A 17,781-nucleotide genomic window follows, 5' to 3' on the forward strand; every position below is an offset into this window, starting at 1 on the left:
GATCAGATCGCGCAATCCGGGCTGAGTTCCCTTTCAGTGATCTACTATTCCGCGCAGCTATTTAGTAAAGAGAATCCTTTTTTCATTTTCATCGTCCTTTTTATTTTCACGTATTAATTAATTATCAAATAACAAACAAAAATCAAGATGAAAGAAGAACTATATATAGAAGAATAAAAACCAATAAATGATAAAAAAGGCCCCTTTAAATAAGGAGCCAAAAAAAATAATTTATTAAAACATTGTTGTTAAATAGAAGTGAAGATCAATGTATTACTGTTAGCGTCAGAACAAGCACCTGCTGTTGCTGCTACATCAAGTGTTCCACCTGCTGGCTTAACAGTTTTTCCACCTACAGCGGCGATATAGAAGTTACCTGCTGTTGCTGTTATGATCTTAGTACATTCTGCTGCTGGTACGTTATCATAAGTAATTGTGAAAGAAGAACCTGCTGCTGATGATGGACCAGTGTTAGCTACACCTAATGTTACAGCACCTTTGAATGCGTTGATTGGTGTTGCAGAGTTACCTGAACCGCTTAACATGTTGTCAGGGAAGATCTTCGCTTGAACTGCTACTGAGTTATTCAAACCAGTAAAGCTTGAAGCGGAAGTATAAAGGGCTTTAACACCAGCTTGGATTGTTGCGATGTTATTACTCTCAGCTTGTGAACGTTGTGATGCTTGCACTTTAGGATATACGATAAATGCTGCTACCACTAACGCTGCGATAATACCAAGAACAAGTAATAGTTCTAAAAGTGAGAAACCTTTTTTACTTTTTATGTTTTTAATTAATACTGTTTTTTTCATTTCCTTTATATCTCCATTGTTTAATAAAATGATATAAAGAAAATAATAAATTTAAAAATAAACGCAACCACTTAAAAAATATTATATACAAAGTAGCCGATAAGCGGATTACTTAACAGAAAATAAAAAGACCGTGTTCACTTACGGTCGCTTTATCGGGAGGATACCCCCATGACTTTATTAAATACCACCACAGCTTACAAGATTTGAATATGGAGTTATTCATCTGTGATGATAAAATGAAATACAATTAATATAAAATAATGTCAAATTTAATTCAATGAAAGTTGAATACATATAACATTTTATATTTATACAATGACTTCTATATTCCATTAAGTTTTTCGGCCTTTCATACTAGCCAGAAATAACATTCCGTTTCTTTTAAATCTTTCTTTATCATCTGGATGTAGGTGAGGTATCTCTAGTAGCATACCTAAAACAAGATCCTTATCCACTGTAAAAACATCACAATCAAGAGCCTTGGCAACTTCCGCACCTAAAATTATTTTCTGGCGTGTTTCTATCTGTTTAGCTTCTTTCTTAGACTTATATTGCAAACGATTTAAACGCATCTGAGCAGATGCTAATTGCTGCTCCAGTGTCTTTTTTATTCGTGGTTTCTTTCTGGTTTGCTCTTTATCTGAAATATCACTCATTTTCTATCCTCTTATAGTTCCATGATACATATATATTTCTTATATATATGTTAGTCAATGAGGATATTTGAAAAATTGGATTATTATTTCTTTTTATGCGATGGGAACTTTTCTTTTAAGATATTAAAACAGTTAATAACATTTTCATGTTCTACTGAAAAATAATCTATGCTCCTTTTCAGAAGATCATTGGCAACATCAACAACAAATTGGCTCCCTTCACTATGATCATAGACAGTAAATACATCAGCTATCCAGTGGTAGCAGCAAAGCGTCAACAAAATACAATAGTCTTGATATTCTTTAATTCCTGATAAAAAAGTATATCCGTTATAATCTACTTGCCTTGTTCTTCTATAATATTGTCTAAGCGTGGGTTTCATTATTATTAAATTGTTTTTAACTATATCATAGTGAATGTCATCCTGAACGTAGTCGTTTTTAAGAAAGAAGTTATTGCTATGAACATATAAAGCATAGGCAATAGATTCAGTAGAGATTCCATATTTCTCGCATAGAGCCGTTGAGACAACAGGATTGTTTTCTATATATTTTATAAACTCACTTTCTTTCAAGTTTTTTGTTTTGGTTTTCTTCATATATTTCTCACCATTATTATATTCGATTAACGACGGAAGGTTTCTGGTCTTTTCCACTCAAACACTACTGCATGACGTTCTTTGTCTCTTTCTTTTTTGATCTGACAAGATATACGATTGTTGAGGATCTTTTTTCGAGCAATTTTTAAAACTTCTTTCATTTCACATTTTACAAGCTTTCTACCTTTAATTTTCATTTCTTCATATATGGCATTATTGATAAAATCTCTTTCTTTAGCTGATAGTATCTTTAATCTTCCTTGCTCATCCGCATTATTTGATATGGTATTAATTGTTTCATCTTCTTTTTTTTCCATATCAACTCTACTCTTCTTTTGTTTTTTTGATTTTTGCTCTTTTCTAATCGAGCGGACTTGATCACGAGCAATAAATTTGACAGTTTGTTTTTCTTTTTTATTTAGTGCTTTACCTTTTAACTTAGCGGCTTCTTCCAGAAAATCATCTATTATCTTTTTTTCATTCTCAGTAAGATTTTGTATCCATCCCATTCTTAGTTTTTTTGTTTTACTTTCCATATCATTACCTTTTTATTTATATTTTTTAATTAATACAATTAAAAAACAAAAAACTCAAATTAATCCATGCACCATATTTAATTTATAAACCTACTTATCTTTCGTTAGTGCCTTGATGAAATGGCACCTACCTACTGATATTTTTAAAATTATTTTTTTGTACTAGTAGTACTAGAATTTTATTAGATTAGGTTCTGGGGTTTTAGATAGCGACTTTCAGTCGTAGTAGTTTTCCGTCAGGAAAACTTAGTTTTTCTGCAAGCTTCACCCCCCTAACCCCCCGTAAAAAAATACTATTGTAATATTTTTTTTAGGTTCGCAGGTTGGCGATTCTCACCGTAGCTATTGAGTTCCAGCACGTTTCCATTACTGGGACACCCCATCGGACTCCTACGGATACATCATGATCATTTAAAGCATTTTCTCGTTTTACTAAAGAAAATTATACTACCGCTTTATAGATTTTAGATGAACGCTTCAAGTTGGTGGCTACCGACTTCCCCCCGTTTATATGCCACCTACAATAACCTAAGAACAAAACAGTTTTTAACACATGATGTCCAAAGATTCTTAGACCTGATACAGCAGGTTTTAACGTTATTGCTTTCGAGAACTAAAATGTTTTTGGAAATGGTATTTGAAAGGCTTGTAAAAAAGTTGCGATTTAGATTTGACAAATATGAAAAGATTATTTAATACTTTATTATATTTGTAATCACGTTGTCTCTTAACTGATTACAAGGCTTCAAAAGTCGGCAAAACTTTTTTAGTCCTTAAAAAGTCAACTTTGATAAGTTGGCTTTTTTTGTATCTTCATTTTATTTACATCGACATTTTTTATTTGTCAAATAATAATCAATAAAATATTTTCCACACATAGCTTTCAAATTATTATGTATTGAGCTATAGCCAATCATATTCTCTTTTTCGCAGCCTGAGCCTTCTACCATTTAACCATCCCATGATCAATACTTTTACCGAACTTCTTAATTAACCCGTCATTTATATATGATCTTATTTTTAATTTTCTAAAATTGAACCCATAAACTTCCTGTTGAAAAATTGTAATAATCATCGGAACGTCAGAATGCACAATCCTCCCACTATCTAGCCAATTAATCATTTTTTCCAAAACACTCTCTCTGAAACGTTCAGTCACAGTTTTAAATGATATATCAGCATCATCCATCACCTCTTTTATTTCGCTATTAATTTTATCACCATGATCACACAAAAGACTTAAAGATATTTTTTCGCCTATATCGCTTTTGATTTCCATTATCTCATCATTATATGATTTGATGATACCTTTTAGCTCATCGTAAAACTTACCATAAAAATAAAAATCTCGTGTAATGCATAGATTAATATGTTCAAGTTGTTTTTTGTTTTTCTTCTCATTATTATTTGAATTATATTCACTCATCTTATCCACCCTCAGCTAAATAGATAATACTCTTCTTATATTTATTTGCTTTTGTCAAAAACAGCACTTCGTGATTGTCATAAACAATCACTATGCTGAATAGGGCTTGCCCTATTAATGATGGTTTGTTCCAATCATGGGTTTTATTCTCATACCTTGCTAGCGCTCACTCACATAAAACAGGTTAGACCAATTAAACTAAAAGTGATGGAATATTGGAAATAATGAAATTTAAAAACATGATATGTAAAATCCACCTAGCTTTCAAAACCAGACCTCTCCGCGTTACTTATTTTTACATATTAGTGCTTTTCATTTAACCTGTTAATATCCATTCTATTTCTCATAACTAAGCTGTGATTTGTGCAGCACATAAAAGAGTCTGTTATTTTAGGAATTTCAGTTATCAACTAAAGATTTTCAACTCAATTTTAATAAAATTCACGTTCCCGCCTACGGCGGGAGACTAATTAAACTACTTTTGCCCTTACGGGCGCTCTCTAAAACCATAATCATTAAGATTCGTGTAATACCTCAGCCGTTCATCCGAATCTAGCCCTGTAAATTTCACAGCCTATAAAACTAGAGTTATTATTTAAGTATAGAAAAACTTTAAACATTGTCGTTATTTTTAGCTCCGTTAGGAGATATAAAAATAAAGCAATGCCCACCTATACACTGCTACGCAGTGTGTGGGGTCTACCGACGGTTGCCTGCCGCAGGCTAACACCGTTTCCTTCGGAAACAAGGTCAACGTCAACACCAGAGTTTTTCTTGCGAAAAACTAAAACCAGCATAGTCGCATTGGAGAGTTATATTTTGGTTTGATATTTAAACTTATATTGAGGTTGTTTTTATTGTATGGCTATTTTTCATCTTGATTTTAAAATTGTGAAACGTTCAGAAGGCAGGTCTTCCGTTGCGAAGGCTGCCTATCATGCTCGTACACGTATAACAGATGAAAGAACAGGTGATACGTATGATTACAGTCGCCGTACTGATTTATATGGGCACTTCATATTAGCTCCAGCTAATGCACCAGAACACATCGTAAAAGACTCTACAGCATTGTGGAATGAAGTTGAACGGGTCGAGCGTCAGCAAAATGGTCAAACAGCCCGTTATTTCGATGTTTCCATTCCTACCGAGTTAAATAATGATGAAAAGAAAAAACTTGTCCTTGAGTATTGTCAGAAAAATTTCGTTGATAAAGGTATGATTGCTGATATCGCTTTCCATGATCTCGATAGCGACAACCCACATGCTCACGTTATGTTGACGTTAAAAACCATTGGCCCGGAAGGGTTTGGTAAAAAAGAAAGAAGCTGGAATGACAGAAAAATGTCTGTGTTGTGGCGTGAATCATGGGCATCTATGGCTAACAGCTTCCTCGCTGCTGCTGGTTCATCAGAACGTATCGATCATCGTTCTCTCCAAGTCCAGAACGAAGAAGCACTATCCAATGCGGCTATTGCTTTGGATAATGAAGAAAAAGCATTATGGCTTGCTAAAGCGGCTGAAACAAATCGCCCTCCAATGAAGCGTATTCATTGTGGTAAATGGCGTACTAAAGCTGCTCAGGAACAAAGAGCCGCAGAACAGGCTGTTCGTGACGCTGCTAAACAAGAAGCTGTTGAAGTCTACAAAACATTCAGTGAACTTGACCTTGAAATCGTCGTTGATGTCAGAAGCTTTACTGTTGCTGTTCTTGCTGAGCCAGAAGAGATCGTCTTATCTGAAAATCATTCAAGCAGTTCAAATGCTGATGAGCAAAAACCGGTATTGGTTGCTCCTACACCTCATACTCGTATGCGTGGAGTCAAATCTTACCGTGATAAAACAAAAGTCAGTAAGGTTATTGCTGGTAATAAACCATCAGTCAGTATTTCTGATTCTGGAACAAATACTATCCTGCAAACATCCTCCTCTCAAAACCCAAACAGGGCATCCAGAAGCGCCCCTGATAGTGAAAGAAATAATAAGGCTACTCCACGTCAGGATAATATCTTTAAACGCTTTACGAGACTTTTGATTGACTATATCAAAGGAAAATTTGTCTGGGCTAATAAAAACAAATTTAAATATGACCCAGTTGATGAGGCACATGACCGTTTTACCAGTGAAAACTACATTTTTGATGAGGTGTTAGGTCGTTATGTTCCACGTCAGGAATTTGAGCAACGATCTAAATTTAACAGTGACGATTATAAGCCTACACCTTCAGAGATAAGACGCTTCCCTAGTCGTCCTAAGAACGACCAGCCAGTGTATGGGCAAGATATGACTCCCGAACTATCATCAAAGGCCGGGCATGTTCAAAATATCATACCACGCCTCAGACCACCATCTGACAGTAGGTAGCCATTACATTAATTAACGATAATTTATATTACATAACCACAAAAGAATTCTTTATATTTTTTCTCTACACTAATATCTAAAATAATAATATTTTCTATAGCGCGAGTAATTGATGTATATATAACTTCTGGTGTATCTTTGTCATCGAGAATGTAGAATACCGTTTTAGACTCCAAGCCTTTGAAGCTATGTGTTGTTGATAACTTTATGAGTCCACTATTTGCATAAAAATGATTTTTCTTGATGCGACACATATCATTAATTTCAGTTTTAAGATTATACTCTCTTATATACCTTTCATATAACTCTTTTTCTGATAAACACTTGAGTCCTTCTAATGATAGTTCTTTATCATGAATTCTCAATAACTCATAAAGTTCAGAATATGTATCAAACATACAATGTGTTTTTTCAATTTTATTAAATCTTTCTGAGACTTTTCTCAATAAATATTTCCTCGATGATAAAATAACAATATCATTAGGATTTAAGTTATATCCTTTAATATAACTCTGAATTTCGCTAAAGCATTTCTCCTCCCAATCATTAGTATCATAAGAATGATATTTAATAAGATCAAAATTCATTGCAATCTGATTAGCAGTAACTTCTATGATATCAGCATCACTATGCTTATTAATTAAAAACTGAGTCTGAAAACTCTTGATAAGATAATTCATTGGAGAATCAGAACTGATTCTATAAGAACGAGTTAGCGTCTTCCAATCACCAAATCCCTTGGCAATAACTGCTGCTCTACCATCATCTCTTTCATATATATTTTGAGATTGATCGCCAAAAAGAACCATTTCACCATCAGGCTCCAAAAAATTATCTCTTGTAATCTTAACCCATTCACTTTCAAAATCTTGAACTTCGTCTATTAATATAGTCTTATATTTACTAACAGTTTCATTCCTGAAAACATCATGTTGGTATAAATCAACCAATCCATATTTACCTATCAGTGTATTAATATCTATACCACACTCGTTTAATTGTGAGTTGTAAAATTGATGATAATTTGTTATGGCAAAGTGGTTATCATCTCTATGATTTAACACATCACTTATTCTATCCCTTATTAAGTTTTTTAATGTTATATTGAATGTTAATATAAGAACTTGCCCGCAATGTCTTTTATATGCATCTACTGCTCGATTTGCTATTATTTGTGTCTTACCACAACCAGCTACACCTTTTATTTTTTCTTTACCAGAAACACTAGTGGCCATTTTAATTTGTTTTGAATCGAGTGGTATTTTTCTTCCTTGTTTTAAAGTATGCTCACTTGGCATTAATCTTCTTTTAAAATCATCATAAACACGGTCATCGAACAGCACATGAGATTTAAAAGATGATATTTTATTTATAAGCATCTTTAACTTATCATTAGAATAAATCATGGCCCTATCACGCGATAGATTTTTATTTGTTTTTAAATGCCGCTCAAATTGGTAATTATATTCCTTGTCATTAATTTTTCCATTTCTGTATTGCTCATTCAGTTGATTTGATTTATTTTTAACTTTTGAAATTGCATTGTCGTATAAAAAACTCACTTCATTACTAACACTTCCATGAATATATACATATGGATGGACAATGTTGTAAAAATTTCTATTTGAAAGATATGACAGCCCTAAAGCAGGAATATGTAACCTGAATAGATTAGACTTGTATACGAATGCTTGTGACTGCGGAGATGTTATATGGGCTGAGCCTTTTTTAGATTGAACGTGCCATTTATTATACTCATCTATAAAATAATTACTTAAATTATAATCTTTAACTTCCACTATAAATATAGCTGAATTCTTTTTGAGAATTATGAAATCTGGTCGATCACCGTCAAGAAATGGATTAAAAAAAATTTCATACTCATCATTCAAATTTTCAGATAGATAATTTAATAAATAAAATTCACCTTCAGTTGGCTGAACTTTGAGCCGTGATATGTTTTCAAAGCTTGGATATATTATTGCCATTTGTTTTATCTCGTAATAATTTTAGTATACAATATAGCAGGTAAAATCATTATTCAAGAGGTTTATTACATTGCTACCATTTTAGATAGTATATGTTTATACATAAATACACCTACACAACCTATATAGTAATATGACCATGTATTTTTAAAATCATTTGTAGGTTTTCATCTCGGTACTTACGCACGACTACGCCCTTACACTGACCTATTCATTGTGTGTTCATGTATAATCAAAATGTTAAATATAAAGCATTTATGATCGTTAGATTTTTCCTTATGATAATTAATAAAGATCACATTTTGAAAGTTAGCATGTTATTTTCAACATCTAGCATTTACTCTTAAACATATAGGAAAACTATATTCATAAAAGCAGCACTTCGTGATTGTTCGAAACAATCACATTGCTGGACAGGGCTTTGCACTGTTAATGATGGTTTTATCCATAAAGAATTGCGGCGATAGCCGCTATAAAATAAAGGAGAAATAATTTCATCTGTACAGCGACATAAGCAGCGCTTAGTGATTGTTTTAAACAATCACTTCGCTGAAATATAAAACACAGAAAAATCATAACAACTTATAAAAAAGGTTCATTGTAGAAAAAAAACCAATGCAATAAAAAATAAAACTGTCCCCATAAAATACCTCTGCATAGTTATTCTCAGCTTCACTAATTGAATAATGAAGAAGAAAAATGCTCTCAGGCCAGTTATAGCTTAAAACCAAGTACAGACATCCGGGAGTTAAAGTCCCGAATCCCGGTACTTAAGTTGATAACTATTCTCAAATAAAAATTATTAGCTATTTATGAATGAAATTTATATTTTTATTGTAAAGCGTTCCTCTCTGTTTGATTAAAATCCTTTTTTGATAATATCCACTCCCTATGAGCTTAAGCTCATGTGCTGACGCACGGCTACGCCCTGACTCCGACATTAATATATTTTTCTTGATAAGGTAGTTTCAATATTTTCTAGTAAAGGCGTAAAGGATCGGTTTTAGATCGTTTTATCATTCAGTTATAAAAATGATCATATTTTGAATAGTTAGCATGTTCTTTTCAATCTATATTATTTGCGCTTAAATAGATAGAAAAAATATATTCATAGAAGCAGCACTTCGTGATTGTTCGAAACAATCACATTGCTGAACAGGGCTTTGCACTGTTAATGATGGATTTATCCATAAAGAATTGCGGCGTAGCCGCTATGAAGTAAGAAGTATATTAATTATAATTGAATACATTGGCAGCATTTCGTGATTGTATGAAACAATCACTGGCTGATTATTAAAATAGAAAGAAATATCAGCATAAAGATCTAGTACACTTCTCTATCCGAGATTCAAAATCTCGAAGGTGCCATTTCATCGGCACAAGTCCACGTTACGGTAATTAAACTAATTAAATAATTAAACGCTTGTATGTTATTGTTTTAAATAAATAAATTAACAAAAAAGTTTCCTGTACGGAAACTCTAGTTTCCTACAAGGAAATTTGAGTTTCCGTACAGGAAACTTTTTATAATATTATCATACAGAACAGACCGGTAATAGTAGTGAACGATAGTTCGCAAAAAGAAACTTTTTTTACTTTTTTCATTATTTTTTATTGACTAGTATTTATTATGCATTGTATATAAGGAGAACAATAATAAATAAAAGGTATTTTTATGGACATAGATTATAATATCATCATGACATATAGCAGTGAAAAAATAGAGGATTATATTAACAATAACAGGTTTACTGATAACCAAAAACTTGAAATATATAGTTTTTATAACAGAAATAGAAAAGATAAAATCTCAGTAAAAATGCAAAAAGAAAGAGGCTCAGATATAAAACAAGGTATTACATATGCCAGTGCATTTTTAGATAATATTGAAAAACTCGGAAAATCCATGTCGGGAGCAGAGTTTTTAATTATGGTTCGCTTATGTAAACTAATGCAGCATGGCAATATGATAGCAAATATTTCTCAATCAGCATTGGCTGAAGAGCTTGGCATGAGTAAATCCAACGTCTGTAAATGTTGGAAAAAATTAATTGAGAAAAATATCTTAATCATTGAAGGCAAACACACTTTAATTAATGCTAATTTATTTCTCAAAGGACAATATAAAACTTTAAATACAACAAGAAAAGAGTATGTTAAAAAATCACTAAGAACTGATTTTAATGGACAAAAGGATGTATTTATTAATGTTTTTAAAGACTCAATTTTCGAGGAGCATAAAGAGGAACAAAAAAACACTACAGATTCAGTAGATAATATACAGCATAGTGATCTCTCATTATTACCTCCTCTGGATGAAATAGATTGGGATGAAGAGGATTGCGATTTTTACGATAGTCCCGTAGATGAGAATGGTTCAACTGAGGAAATAATATGAAAAAACTACCCGGTTCACTTGAAATAAAACTTCATGAAAGACTCTCAAAAAATGATATTCTTAATGTTCTTGCTGAGCAAATGACTATACTCGAAGAAACTTTTGATATCCAAGAGTTTAAATTATTTTCATTCCTTGAATGTTATATTGATGGTAAAAAACAAGCTCTTTATATCAACGATAGTAATGGCATCGTAAGTTCATTCACGTCAAACACTCAACACAACATCGAGAATACATCGAAAACTGTAATTAAAGATGGCGGGAAGCGTATTGTTTCATATGACAAATCATTCGATGCAGACAAAATAGCTAAAACCATTCATGAAATACAGGCTTTTAATACTTACAAATATTCTTTCAACAATGTTACTGTTATGCCTGCATCTATTATAAACTCTATCATTCAACAGGAAGAAAACAAACGCCGTGAAGAGGAAGATAGACTTTATCTTATCAGCCAACTAAAGCGTAAACAGGAAGAGGAAAAGAAGGCGAAAGAACATGAGGAATATGAACGTCCTTTGAAATTATTCATTAGTAATAAAATAAAAGAAAGTGGATTATCAGAAATGGATTTTAAAAGAACAATAAGTTCAAGTTGTGATTATCTGTTTAGTGTTTCCACCAAAGCCAAATACTTCGCTGAGAAACCTGAACTTTTTGAAAAGTATCGTGATGATAGATTAATCCGCTATTCAATTAAAAGACAAGATGGAAAGGTTGGTAAAGTTGAAATCTATACTGAAGATGGCAAACTTATATTTGAACAATATAAAACCCTTAAACTAGTTTAAATTTGGAGATTATTATGCCATGTGCTCGTAGTAAAACCGATGCTTATTTAAAAGACATAAAAGATAATAATCATCCATTTTCTATTGAGGAAAGAAAATGGGCTGCCGAGGCAGTTGCTGATTGTTATAAAAGAATTGAAAATGGAACTGCAAAACGGATGAAATCAAAAGCTTAACTTAATGGTGCCGGTAATTTATTTCAAATAATATATTTTATAAAAACATCGAAGCAATTCCAATGGAGGAAATAACATGCAATGTTCTTGTGGTAGAGAAATGACTGATAGGTTTTCTGTTTCTAAGACATTTAATTTAAGATGGGAATACTCTTTATGTCAGTCTTGTGGAAGAATAGATGCTGACTATCTTTATAACTACGATAAAACAAAATTTATCAAACGAGGTTATTCAGCAAGAGTAGATTATAGGACTATGACACAAAAAATGGATAATTAAATTAACTCCATGCCTCTCCATTAAATTTGACACTTATTTTCCATATATTAATATATAATACATAGTCAATCAATTTAAAACTAAGAGGAGACAACATGAAAGACCATATAAAAAAAGAACCAGAAGATGAAACAATTATTGATAGTGCTAAAATTTACGATGCGCTTAGGAAAAATTATTTTGATACAAGCTTACTTTTTTCTTGCTCAGATATAAAAACAGATGATGATTTTAATCCCTTCAGTGACGAAGCATATAATAAAATAAAGTCCTTGCATGATGAAAGAGATAATATTAATTTCAAAAACAAAATAAAAGAGATTAAAAAGCATTTATCCACATCTCAAAAAGAGGAAGTCGAGAAAATAATAAAAAACACAATAAAATAATATCTATTGGTTTTATTTAAAATACGTCCCTGATAAATACCTTCTCCGATGAGTTAAAACTAATGGCAACTACCTTTCTCTGTACATATAGAAGTCTCCATTGACTTCTAAACATCATGAAATCTATTAAATACCTTTAATTTCCAATATTCAGGCCCTTCCTCTTTCTCTCTAAGATTAGCATCAAGATTCTTCATGATTAGCGCTTTTACTCCTTGGTTATGTGCTGCCATTACTTTGTTAAAGAGTTCTTTTTCATCTATATCTTCCCGTTTTACTTTTTCTGTTCCATTCACTTTTTTGTAGTAATCGAAATCATCGAATAGATTGTTTATTTGTATTTTAAGTGCCTGTCCCACACACTTTTCATTTTCAATGATCATTACCGCTTCATTATGAAATCCATATGCTATTTCGTATATGAAATCGCAATATAATGATAAGACCGTGCAAATAGCAAAAGACATTGATTCATTTTTTTCGTATAATACCACATCATTCATATCATATTCCTCTTGTAATCGATGTACAGCCCCATTACGGGGCCACATAATCTAAATCAGTGAGTAGATAACAACTCTGCCCATGATTTCTTAATCTATTTTTATTTTGATATTATTTACAATACTCCCATGAATGCCGGACCAGACGTTCCGCTACCTCTTCAAAGTTTACTTCTTCAAGCTTTCCTTCCAGACATTCACATTGGATAATGATGTAAAAATTTTTACTGATATGCTCAATAACATTGCCGATGAAAACACACATAAAATCCGCATCATATACCAAGTATGAGACATTATCAGAGGCCATATCCTGCATAACCTTCCAACTAGCCTCAAACGAACGCTCTGCAATATTATAAAACGTTTCTGTAGATACACTTTTAATTTCAAAAATTTTACTCATGGTTACGCCTCACTATTAAATGATATTTGTTTTCTTTTTTATTTTTTCGCCCCATGAATGAGGCTAAAAATGATTTATTAAATAACCTTTTTATCTTCGTTTGTGATTAACACGTAATGTTATCAACACCACCTCCTTATCAACCATTTTTACTGAATGCCCTTGTTCAAAGTACTCCCATCTGACTACCTTTTTAAAAGATGCGCTTGCATTTTTGATACAATCCTTATAAATACTATCCATGAATGCATCATCCTCCATTAACATCTCTGCTTCATCGGGTCGGACTTCCTTCAGCGTATTTATTCTCATTTCATAAAATAACTCAGCAAGGTGCAGGAATACTTTTCTTGATTCTTTTATCAGTTTTTCACTCATCTCATCACCTCTTATTTTACATCACAGACTGTTTATTTGCGCTGATTTCTACTTTTTTGTAATAACGAACATAATCATCACCATTAAAGCATTTAATCAAAAACTCATGATAGCTACTTAGTATAGTTTTAACCTCCGGGACTGATATGTGTTTAATCTTTATCTCTTCAGGACTTTCAAACCATTCCTGTAACGTGAGATTAATAATATCCATTATGAATATCTCCCTGTAAAATCCATCCTTCATTTTTTTCAGAAATGCATCCTCCCTTAGATTGTAATATAAGTAATGTATAAACTCATTGTAGACATTTACAACATCAGTAGCAAAGTTTGCTGTCTCAGCATTACTTGCGGATATTTTAACGGGTATTTCATTCCAGCCTAAACATTTTTCGTTCATATTCACCTCTCTCATTAATAGTTAGTACGATACGCAGAATAAATAACTCTCAGATTCCTTCTCACCTCATCCAAGAACAGATAATATTCTTTCCCTTTATTATCTTTCATTGATTCAGCAAACTCTTGTTTTGTTCGTTCGATCACTTTTCCAATCACTTCTTCAATATAAAGTCGGTCTTTAAAATGACGCTCATAATCATTTCCCATACAATCAATCATGACCTGAAGATGTTTTCTAAAGTTATTTATTGCCATTTCCATAAATACTTCTGTCTCATCATTCGTAACAGTCACCACACAAGGCAGTACGTTTTTACTTTTCATCTTAACCTCTCATTATTTAATAAACTTTTTTAGATATGATTGCGAGAATCAGAAATGATTTTGTAAATCCATTCATCAATCTCACTTTCAATAAATGCTATAGAGCGCAATCCGGTTTTTACTTGCTTAGGAAATTTACCCGCTCTTATTAAGGTATATATCCACGTTTTACCAAACCCTGTTCTTCTTTTTACTTCTGGCAAACGAATCAGTTTCGGATGTTTATCTGTTTTGTTTTGAACCATATTATCTCCTGTTTTTTTTACGTAATATCTTGGATATTTCGTTTTTTAGTATGTTGTTCGATGGAGATAATTCTAGGATTTTGGCTAGTTCTAAACTAGGGATGTTCACCAACCGTGAGTTTCGCGGAAATTTTGGAGGGATACTCTTTATAGGGACGTTCGCAGGTTGTGAACATCCCTTGTGTTTACTTTTTGTTTTTATCCGAGGATTTATCGTTAAGTGTTATCACATCAACGATACCCCAATCCTTCAACATATTGTTTTTAATATAGAAATCATTTAAAACCTTGAAGTACTCATCGTTATCAAGATAACTTTTCGCGTAATCATAATCAGTATCTTTGATGTTCTCACTACTTCTGACCCCATTATTACCATGCAGGATGTCAGCTAAAATGGTGAAAGGTATATTCTTACCTTCGTTGTAGAGCTGTTCCCATGAGATCAAATCCATCAAAGGGATGACTTTGTAATCAAGTATTCTTTCAAAGGTCTTATGACCAAACCTAAATTTTCGTTTCGGGGGTTTAGGCGTTTTCAGGTGCTTTTGCCATAGAGCAATCAGTACTTTCAGATGTTCTGCGAGATCGTCACTGCTGGCTTCTTCCAAGTCAATTTCAATCAGCATCTTGTTAGCAGGGTTCATGCCTCCTTGTTTCAGATACTCAGAGATGTAGTCGGAACTCACTGCAACAGGGTCTGTTTGCTCTGAAGTCTCCAGCCGATACATAGCCCGCCCATAGTTGAACAATTGAACTCTGGTCATTGGTCTTACAGCATAGCTATGCGACAGTCTGTGATTGTCTGAAATCCAGTCTGATTTAAGTATCACATCACCACATCGGATTGTGGCATCATGGTATATCGCTTGCATTTGATTATCTTTGCCTGCTGTTTCCCATTGTTGTCTTGTTTTGTAAGCCAACATCCGTCTTTCAAGCTCTGCATAGATTTGTTCTAAGGTGAGGTCTTTCAGGCCATCATATCGGCGTACATCAAACCAAGATAACGCTGCCCTGATTTCTTCCATTTCCTTTTGTGTAGTCATTGTTCTACCGATTGCTTTTGTGTTTCCTAAACGTTAGCCCATTCAACATGATAGAGAAAGTGGAAAAGAGGAGCGGGTTTTCAAAATGGTGTGAGCACAGTAAGTGACCTTGAAGGTCAGTGCTTTCACCTTGACTAAACATGATTTATTTAATAAAAAATAACCAATTGTTTTTCATCATTTATTTTAACAAAAATAACGACAACATCATGTTGATAATGAAAGCAAATTTAGATACGTATAGTCAGATGATTATGACAACAACCAATTGATTTTAATTGACATTCTTACCACAAGAAAACAATAATGATGGTAAATATGTTGGTAAAAATATGGCTATATTTAACAAAGTCAGTAATAACAGGAGATGTAGATGAAGTTCGAGTCCAGTCAGAGGAGCCAAATTTAAAAAGCCTGCTTTCGAGCAGGCTTTTTGCTTTTCTGCGTTCAGGAAAATCCCCGGCGTCGCGTGGCCGGGGGCAGTATTTAGCGGAAAGGCGGTTCGTTAAAGGTCCGCAGCTTACGTGAATGCAGGCGATCGCCCTCTGCGCGCAGCAGATCAATGGCGCGAATGCCAATTTGCAGGTGTTCGGAAATTGCACCCTCATAGAAACGGTTGGCCTGACCGGGCAGCTTGATCTCGCCGTGCAGCGGCTTATCTGACACGCACAGCAGCGTGCCGTAGGGTACGCGGAAGCGATAACCCTGTGCGGCAATGGTTGCACTCTCCATATCAATAGCCACCGCGCGGCTGAGGTTGAAGCGCAGCGCGGAAGCCGAGTAGCGCAGCTCCCAGTTGCGGTCGTCGGTCGTCACGACCGTACCGGTACGCAGACGCTGTTTGACTTCTTCTCCCGGCATCCCGCTGACCTGCTTGGTGGCGTCGTACAGCGCGCGCTGTACTTCTGCAATGCTGGGGATCGGGATATCTGGCGGCAGCACGGCATTAAGGACATGGTCATCACGCAGATAGGCGTGCGCCAGCACATAATCGCCGATAGACTGGCTTTCACGCAGACCGCCACAGTGACCAATCATCAGCCAGACATCCGGGCGCAGCACAGCCAGGTGATCGCAGATGTTTTTGGCATTAGAAGGGCCTACGCCAATATTGATAAGCGTAATCCCCTGACCCTCTTTGGTCATCAGGTGCCAGGCCGGCATCTGATGTTTCTTCCACGCCAGGTCGGAGATCGCCTCTTCTGGCGCTTCGGTATCGGCGGTGATCCAGATCCCCCCGGCGCAGGAAAGGGAGACATATGGGCTGTCCGGGTCGAGGATCTGGCTACAGCCCCAGCGCACAAATTCATCGACGTAGCGGGTATAGTTGGTAAACAGCACAAACGGCTGGAAGTGCTCGACCGGCGTCCCGGTGTAGTGGCGCAGACGCGCCAGCGAGAAGTCTACGCGGCGGGCATCGAAGTGCGACAGCGGGTAAAACTCGGTGGCGTGGGTTAAGCCGTCCGCCGTTTCATCGCCAATCTGCGAGAGCTCAGTCGTCGGGAAAACGCGGGTCAGATCGGCGCTCATGGAGCGATCGAGATTCAGGCCGTCAATAACGTAAGGGTAGGGGATCTCATGCTGCGACAGGCCTACTTCGATGTGCGCGTCGTAGTCTTCATGCAGTAATGATAATTGCTCCAGCAGATAGCCGCGGAACAGCGCTGGATGAGTGATGGTTGTGGTGTAGCAGCCTGAGTGGGTAAATCGGCCGAAGGCGCGCGTTTTCTGCGCCTTGTGCGCGCAGCCGCTCCAGGAGACGGAAAGCTGAGGATAGACAAAAAGTCCGTTGGCCCGCGCCTCGGCGCTGGGCAGCGAGCGATGGTCAATAAACAGACGAATCGCGTCACGTAATGCACTTACCGATTGATCGTACAGCGACTGGAGTTTTTCCAGCGCCTGCTCTGGGGTCAGACTTACGCCCGTGTTACTCATCGTTCGCTCCTTGTGTCAGGTCTGCGGCTTTTCCCGATAGTATGTCAGCGGCTGATGAAACAAAAGCGCCAGGCCGCTCACTTATAACAACTGATTAACCTTTAACCATATTCCT

Annotated in this window: 19 protein-coding genes; 5 read left to right on the forward strand and 14 right to left on the reverse strand. The window is 35.1% G+C overall.

Annotation, left to right across the window (positions count from 1 at the left end; genetic code table 11):
• Positions 1 to 248: 248 nt before the first annotated feature.
• The 5 genes from H7R76_RS09225 to H7R76_RS09245 form a co-directional block, all read right to left on the reverse strand.
• A complete protein-coding gene (locus H7R76_RS09225; protein WP_182967571.1) occupies positions 249 to 812 on the reverse strand; it encodes a type 4 pilus major pilin in 564 nt (187 codons plus the stop codon).
• A 335-nt stretch (positions 813 to 1,147) separates the two neighbouring features.
• Entirely contained in the window at positions 1,148 to 1,471 is a 324-nt protein-coding gene (locus H7R76_RS09230; RefSeq protein WP_001548707.1) for a conjugal transfer protein TraD, read from the reverse strand.
• An 83-nt stretch (positions 1,472 to 1,554) separates the two neighbouring features.
• The gene (locus H7R76_RS09235) at positions 1,555 to 2,070 is read right to left on the reverse strand and encodes a hypothetical protein (RefSeq protein ID WP_182967573.1); all 516 of its coding nucleotides are present in this window, start codon (positions 2,068 to 2,070) and stop codon (positions 1,555 to 1,557) included.
• Positions 2,071 to 2,096: 26 nt separating this feature from the next.
• Positions 2,097 to 2,606, reverse strand: coding sequence for a hypothetical protein (locus H7R76_RS09240; protein WP_032730746.1), 510 nt, complete (start codon positions 2,604 to 2,606; stop codon positions 2,097 to 2,099).
• Between the two features lie 943 nt (positions 2,607 to 3,549).
• Positions 3,550 to 4,032 (reverse strand): hypothetical protein, encoded by a 483-nt coding sequence (locus tag H7R76_RS09245; protein ID WP_004151478.1) that lies wholly within the window; start codon positions 4,030 to 4,032, stop codon positions 3,550 to 3,552.
• Positions 4,033 to 4,893: 861 nt separating this feature from the next.
• Here H7R76_RS09245 and mobQ point away from each other — a divergent pair.
• Positions 4,894 to 6,393: a MobQ family relaxase gene (gene mobQ, locus H7R76_RS09250; RefSeq protein WP_182967575.1), complete on the forward strand. Its 1,500-nt coding sequence runs from the start codon at positions 4,894 to 4,896 to the stop codon at positions 6,391 to 6,393.
• 23 nt (positions 6,394 to 6,416) lie between these two features.
• On the opposite strand, the gene H7R76_RS09255 is transcribed toward mobQ, so the two are convergent.
• Positions 6,417 to 8,381, reverse strand: coding sequence for a nuclease-related domain-containing DEAD/DEAH box helicase (locus H7R76_RS09255; RefSeq protein WP_137055951.1), 1,965 nt, complete (start codon positions 8,379 to 8,381; stop codon positions 6,417 to 6,419).
• Between the two features lie 1,675 nt (positions 8,382 to 10,056).
• On the opposite strand from H7R76_RS09255, the gene H7R76_RS09260 reads away from it, so the two are divergent.
• The 4 genes from H7R76_RS09260 (at position 10,057) to H7R76_RS09275 (ending at position 12,421) form a co-directional block, all read left to right on the forward strand.
• Positions 10,057 to 10,779 carry a helix-turn-helix domain-containing protein gene (locus H7R76_RS09260; protein ID WP_170226203.1) on the forward strand — a complete coding sequence of 241 codons (723 nt, stop codon included), beginning with the start codon at positions 10,057 to 10,059 and terminating at the stop codon, positions 10,777 to 10,779.
• The gene (locus tag H7R76_RS09265) at positions 10,776 to 11,576 is read left to right on the forward strand and encodes a hypothetical protein (protein ID WP_137055950.1); all 801 of its coding nucleotides are present in this window, start codon (positions 10,776 to 10,778) and stop codon (positions 11,574 to 11,576) included. The genes H7R76_RS09260 and H7R76_RS09265 overlap by 4 nt, the downstream gene beginning before the upstream one ends.
• A gap of 14 nt (positions 11,577 to 11,590) precedes the next feature.
• Positions 11,591 to 11,752 carry a hypothetical protein gene (locus H7R76_RS09270; protein ID WP_170226206.1) on the forward strand — a complete coding sequence of 54 codons (162 nt, stop codon included), beginning with the start codon at positions 11,591 to 11,593 and terminating at the stop codon, positions 11,750 to 11,752.
• 375 nt (positions 11,753 to 12,127) lie between these two features.
• On the forward strand, positions 12,128 to 12,421 hold the full coding sequence (locus H7R76_RS09275) for a hypothetical protein (RefSeq protein WP_182967577.1): 294 nt from the start codon (positions 12,128 to 12,130) through the stop codon (positions 12,419 to 12,421).
• 107 nt (positions 12,422 to 12,528) lie between these two features.
• On the opposite strand, the gene H7R76_RS09280 is transcribed toward H7R76_RS09275, so the two are convergent.
• The 8 genes from H7R76_RS09280 to H7R76_RS09315 form a co-directional block, all read right to left on the reverse strand.
• A complete protein-coding gene (locus tag H7R76_RS09280; RefSeq protein WP_137055948.1) occupies positions 12,529 to 12,924 on the reverse strand; it encodes a hypothetical protein in 396 nt (131 codons plus the stop codon).
• Between the two features lie 112 nt (positions 12,925 to 13,036).
• Positions 13,037 to 13,330 (reverse strand): hypothetical protein, encoded by a 294-nt coding sequence (locus tag H7R76_RS09285; protein WP_049121561.1) that lies wholly within the window; start codon positions 13,328 to 13,330, stop codon positions 13,037 to 13,039.
• Positions 13,331 to 13,420: 90 nt separating this feature from the next.
• Positions 13,421 to 13,708 carry a hypothetical protein gene (locus H7R76_RS09290; RefSeq protein WP_182967579.1) on the reverse strand — a complete coding sequence of 96 codons (288 nt, stop codon included), beginning with the start codon at positions 13,706 to 13,708 and terminating at the stop codon, positions 13,421 to 13,423.
• A 16-nt stretch (positions 13,709 to 13,724) separates the two neighbouring features.
• Positions 13,725 to 14,111: a hypothetical protein gene (locus tag H7R76_RS09295; RefSeq protein ID WP_016240041.1), complete on the reverse strand. Its 387-nt coding sequence runs from the start codon at positions 14,109 to 14,111 to the stop codon at positions 13,725 to 13,727.
• 14 nt (positions 14,112 to 14,125) lie between these two features.
• Positions 14,126 to 14,437 carry a hypothetical protein gene (locus tag H7R76_RS09300; protein WP_001515481.1) on the reverse strand — a complete coding sequence of 104 codons (312 nt, stop codon included), beginning with the start codon at positions 14,435 to 14,437 and terminating at the stop codon, positions 14,126 to 14,128.
• Positions 14,438 to 14,466: 29 nt separating this feature from the next.
• Positions 14,467 to 14,682: a helix-turn-helix transcriptional regulator gene (locus tag H7R76_RS09305; protein ID WP_000250489.1), complete on the reverse strand. Its 216-nt coding sequence runs from the start codon at positions 14,680 to 14,682 to the stop codon at positions 14,467 to 14,469.
• A gap of 185 nt (positions 14,683 to 14,867) precedes the next feature.
• A complete protein-coding gene (locus tag H7R76_RS09310) occupies positions 14,868 to 15,731 on the reverse strand; it encodes a DUF6387 family protein (protein ID WP_001515479.1) in 864 nt (287 codons plus the stop codon).
• A gap of 486 nt (positions 15,732 to 16,217) precedes the next feature.
• Entirely contained in the window at positions 16,218 to 17,666 is a 1,449-nt protein-coding gene (locus H7R76_RS09315; protein ID WP_182967581.1) for an AMP nucleosidase, read from the reverse strand.
• Between the last annotated feature and the right edge of the window lie 115 nt (positions 17,667 to 17,781).

Source organism: Klebsiella sp. WP8-S18-ESBL-06 (assembly GCF_014169755.1).
Taxonomy (GTDB): Bacteria; Pseudomonadota; Gammaproteobacteria; order Enterobacterales; family Enterobacteriaceae; genus Kluyvera; species Kluyvera ascorbata_B.

Coding starts and splice junctions, on each gene's coding strand:
- H7R76_RS09260 (WP_170226203.1), top strand. CDS start 10,057: ATGGACATAGATTATAATATCATCATGACATATAGCAGTGAAAAAATA.
- H7R76_RS09310 (WP_001515479.1), bottom strand. CDS start 15,731: ATGACTACACAAAAGGAAATGGAAGAAATCAGGGCAGCGTTATCTTGG.
- H7R76_RS09285 (WP_049121561.1), bottom strand. CDS start 13,330: ATGAGTAAAATTTTTGAAATTAAAAGTGTATCTACAGAAACGTTTTAT.
- H7R76_RS09290 (WP_182967579.1), bottom strand. CDS start 13,708: ATGAGTGAAAAACTGATAAAAGAATCAAGAAAAGTATTCCTGCACCTT.
- H7R76_RS09255 (WP_137055951.1), bottom strand. CDS start 8,381: ATGGCAATAATATATCCAAGCTTTGAAAACATATCACGGCTCAAAGTT.
- H7R76_RS09305 (WP_000250489.1), bottom strand. CDS start 14,682: ATGGTTCAAAACAAAACAGATAAACATCCGAAACTGATTCGTTTGCCA.
- H7R76_RS09230 (WP_001548707.1), bottom strand. CDS start 1,471: ATGAGTGATATTTCAGATAAAGAGCAAACCAGAAAGAAACCACGAATA.
- H7R76_RS09295 (WP_016240041.1), bottom strand. CDS start 14,111: ATGAACGAAAAATGTTTAGGCTGGAATGAAATACCCGTTAAAATATCC.
- H7R76_RS09235 (WP_182967573.1), bottom strand. CDS start 2,070: ATGAAGAAAACCAAAACAAAAAACTTGAAAGAAAGTGAGTTTATAAAA.
- H7R76_RS09300 (WP_001515481.1), bottom strand. CDS start 14,437: ATGAAAAGTAAAAACGTACTGCCTTGTGTGGTGACTGTTACGAATGAT.
- H7R76_RS09275 (WP_182967577.1), top strand. CDS start 12,128: ATGAAAGACCATATAAAAAAAGAACCAGAAGATGAAACAATTATTGAT.
- H7R76_RS09265 (WP_137055950.1), top strand. CDS start 10,776: ATGAAAAAACTACCCGGTTCACTTGAAATAAAACTTCATGAAAGACTC.
- H7R76_RS09280 (WP_137055948.1), bottom strand. CDS start 12,924: ATGAATGATGTGGTATTATACGAAAAAAATGAATCAATGTCTTTTGCT.
- H7R76_RS09270 (WP_170226206.1), top strand. CDS start 11,591: ATGCCATGTGCTCGTAGTAAAACCGATGCTTATTTAAAAGACATAAAA.
- H7R76_RS09245 (WP_004151478.1), bottom strand. CDS start 4,032: ATGAGTGAATATAATTCAAATAATAATGAGAAGAAAAACAAAAAACAA.
- H7R76_RS09315 (WP_182967581.1), bottom strand. CDS start 17,666: ATGAGTAACACGGGCGTAAGTCTGACCCCAGAGCAGGCGCTGGAAAAA.
- H7R76_RS09225 (WP_182967571.1), bottom strand. CDS start 812: ATGAAAAAAACAGTATTAATTAAAAACATAAAAAGTAAAAAAGGTTTC.
- H7R76_RS09240 (WP_032730746.1), bottom strand. CDS start 2,606: ATGGAAAGTAAAACAAAAAAACTAAGAATGGGATGGATACAAAATCTT.
- mobQ (WP_182967575.1), top strand. CDS start 4,894: ATGGCTATTTTTCATCTTGATTTTAAAATTGTGAAACGTTCAGAAGGC.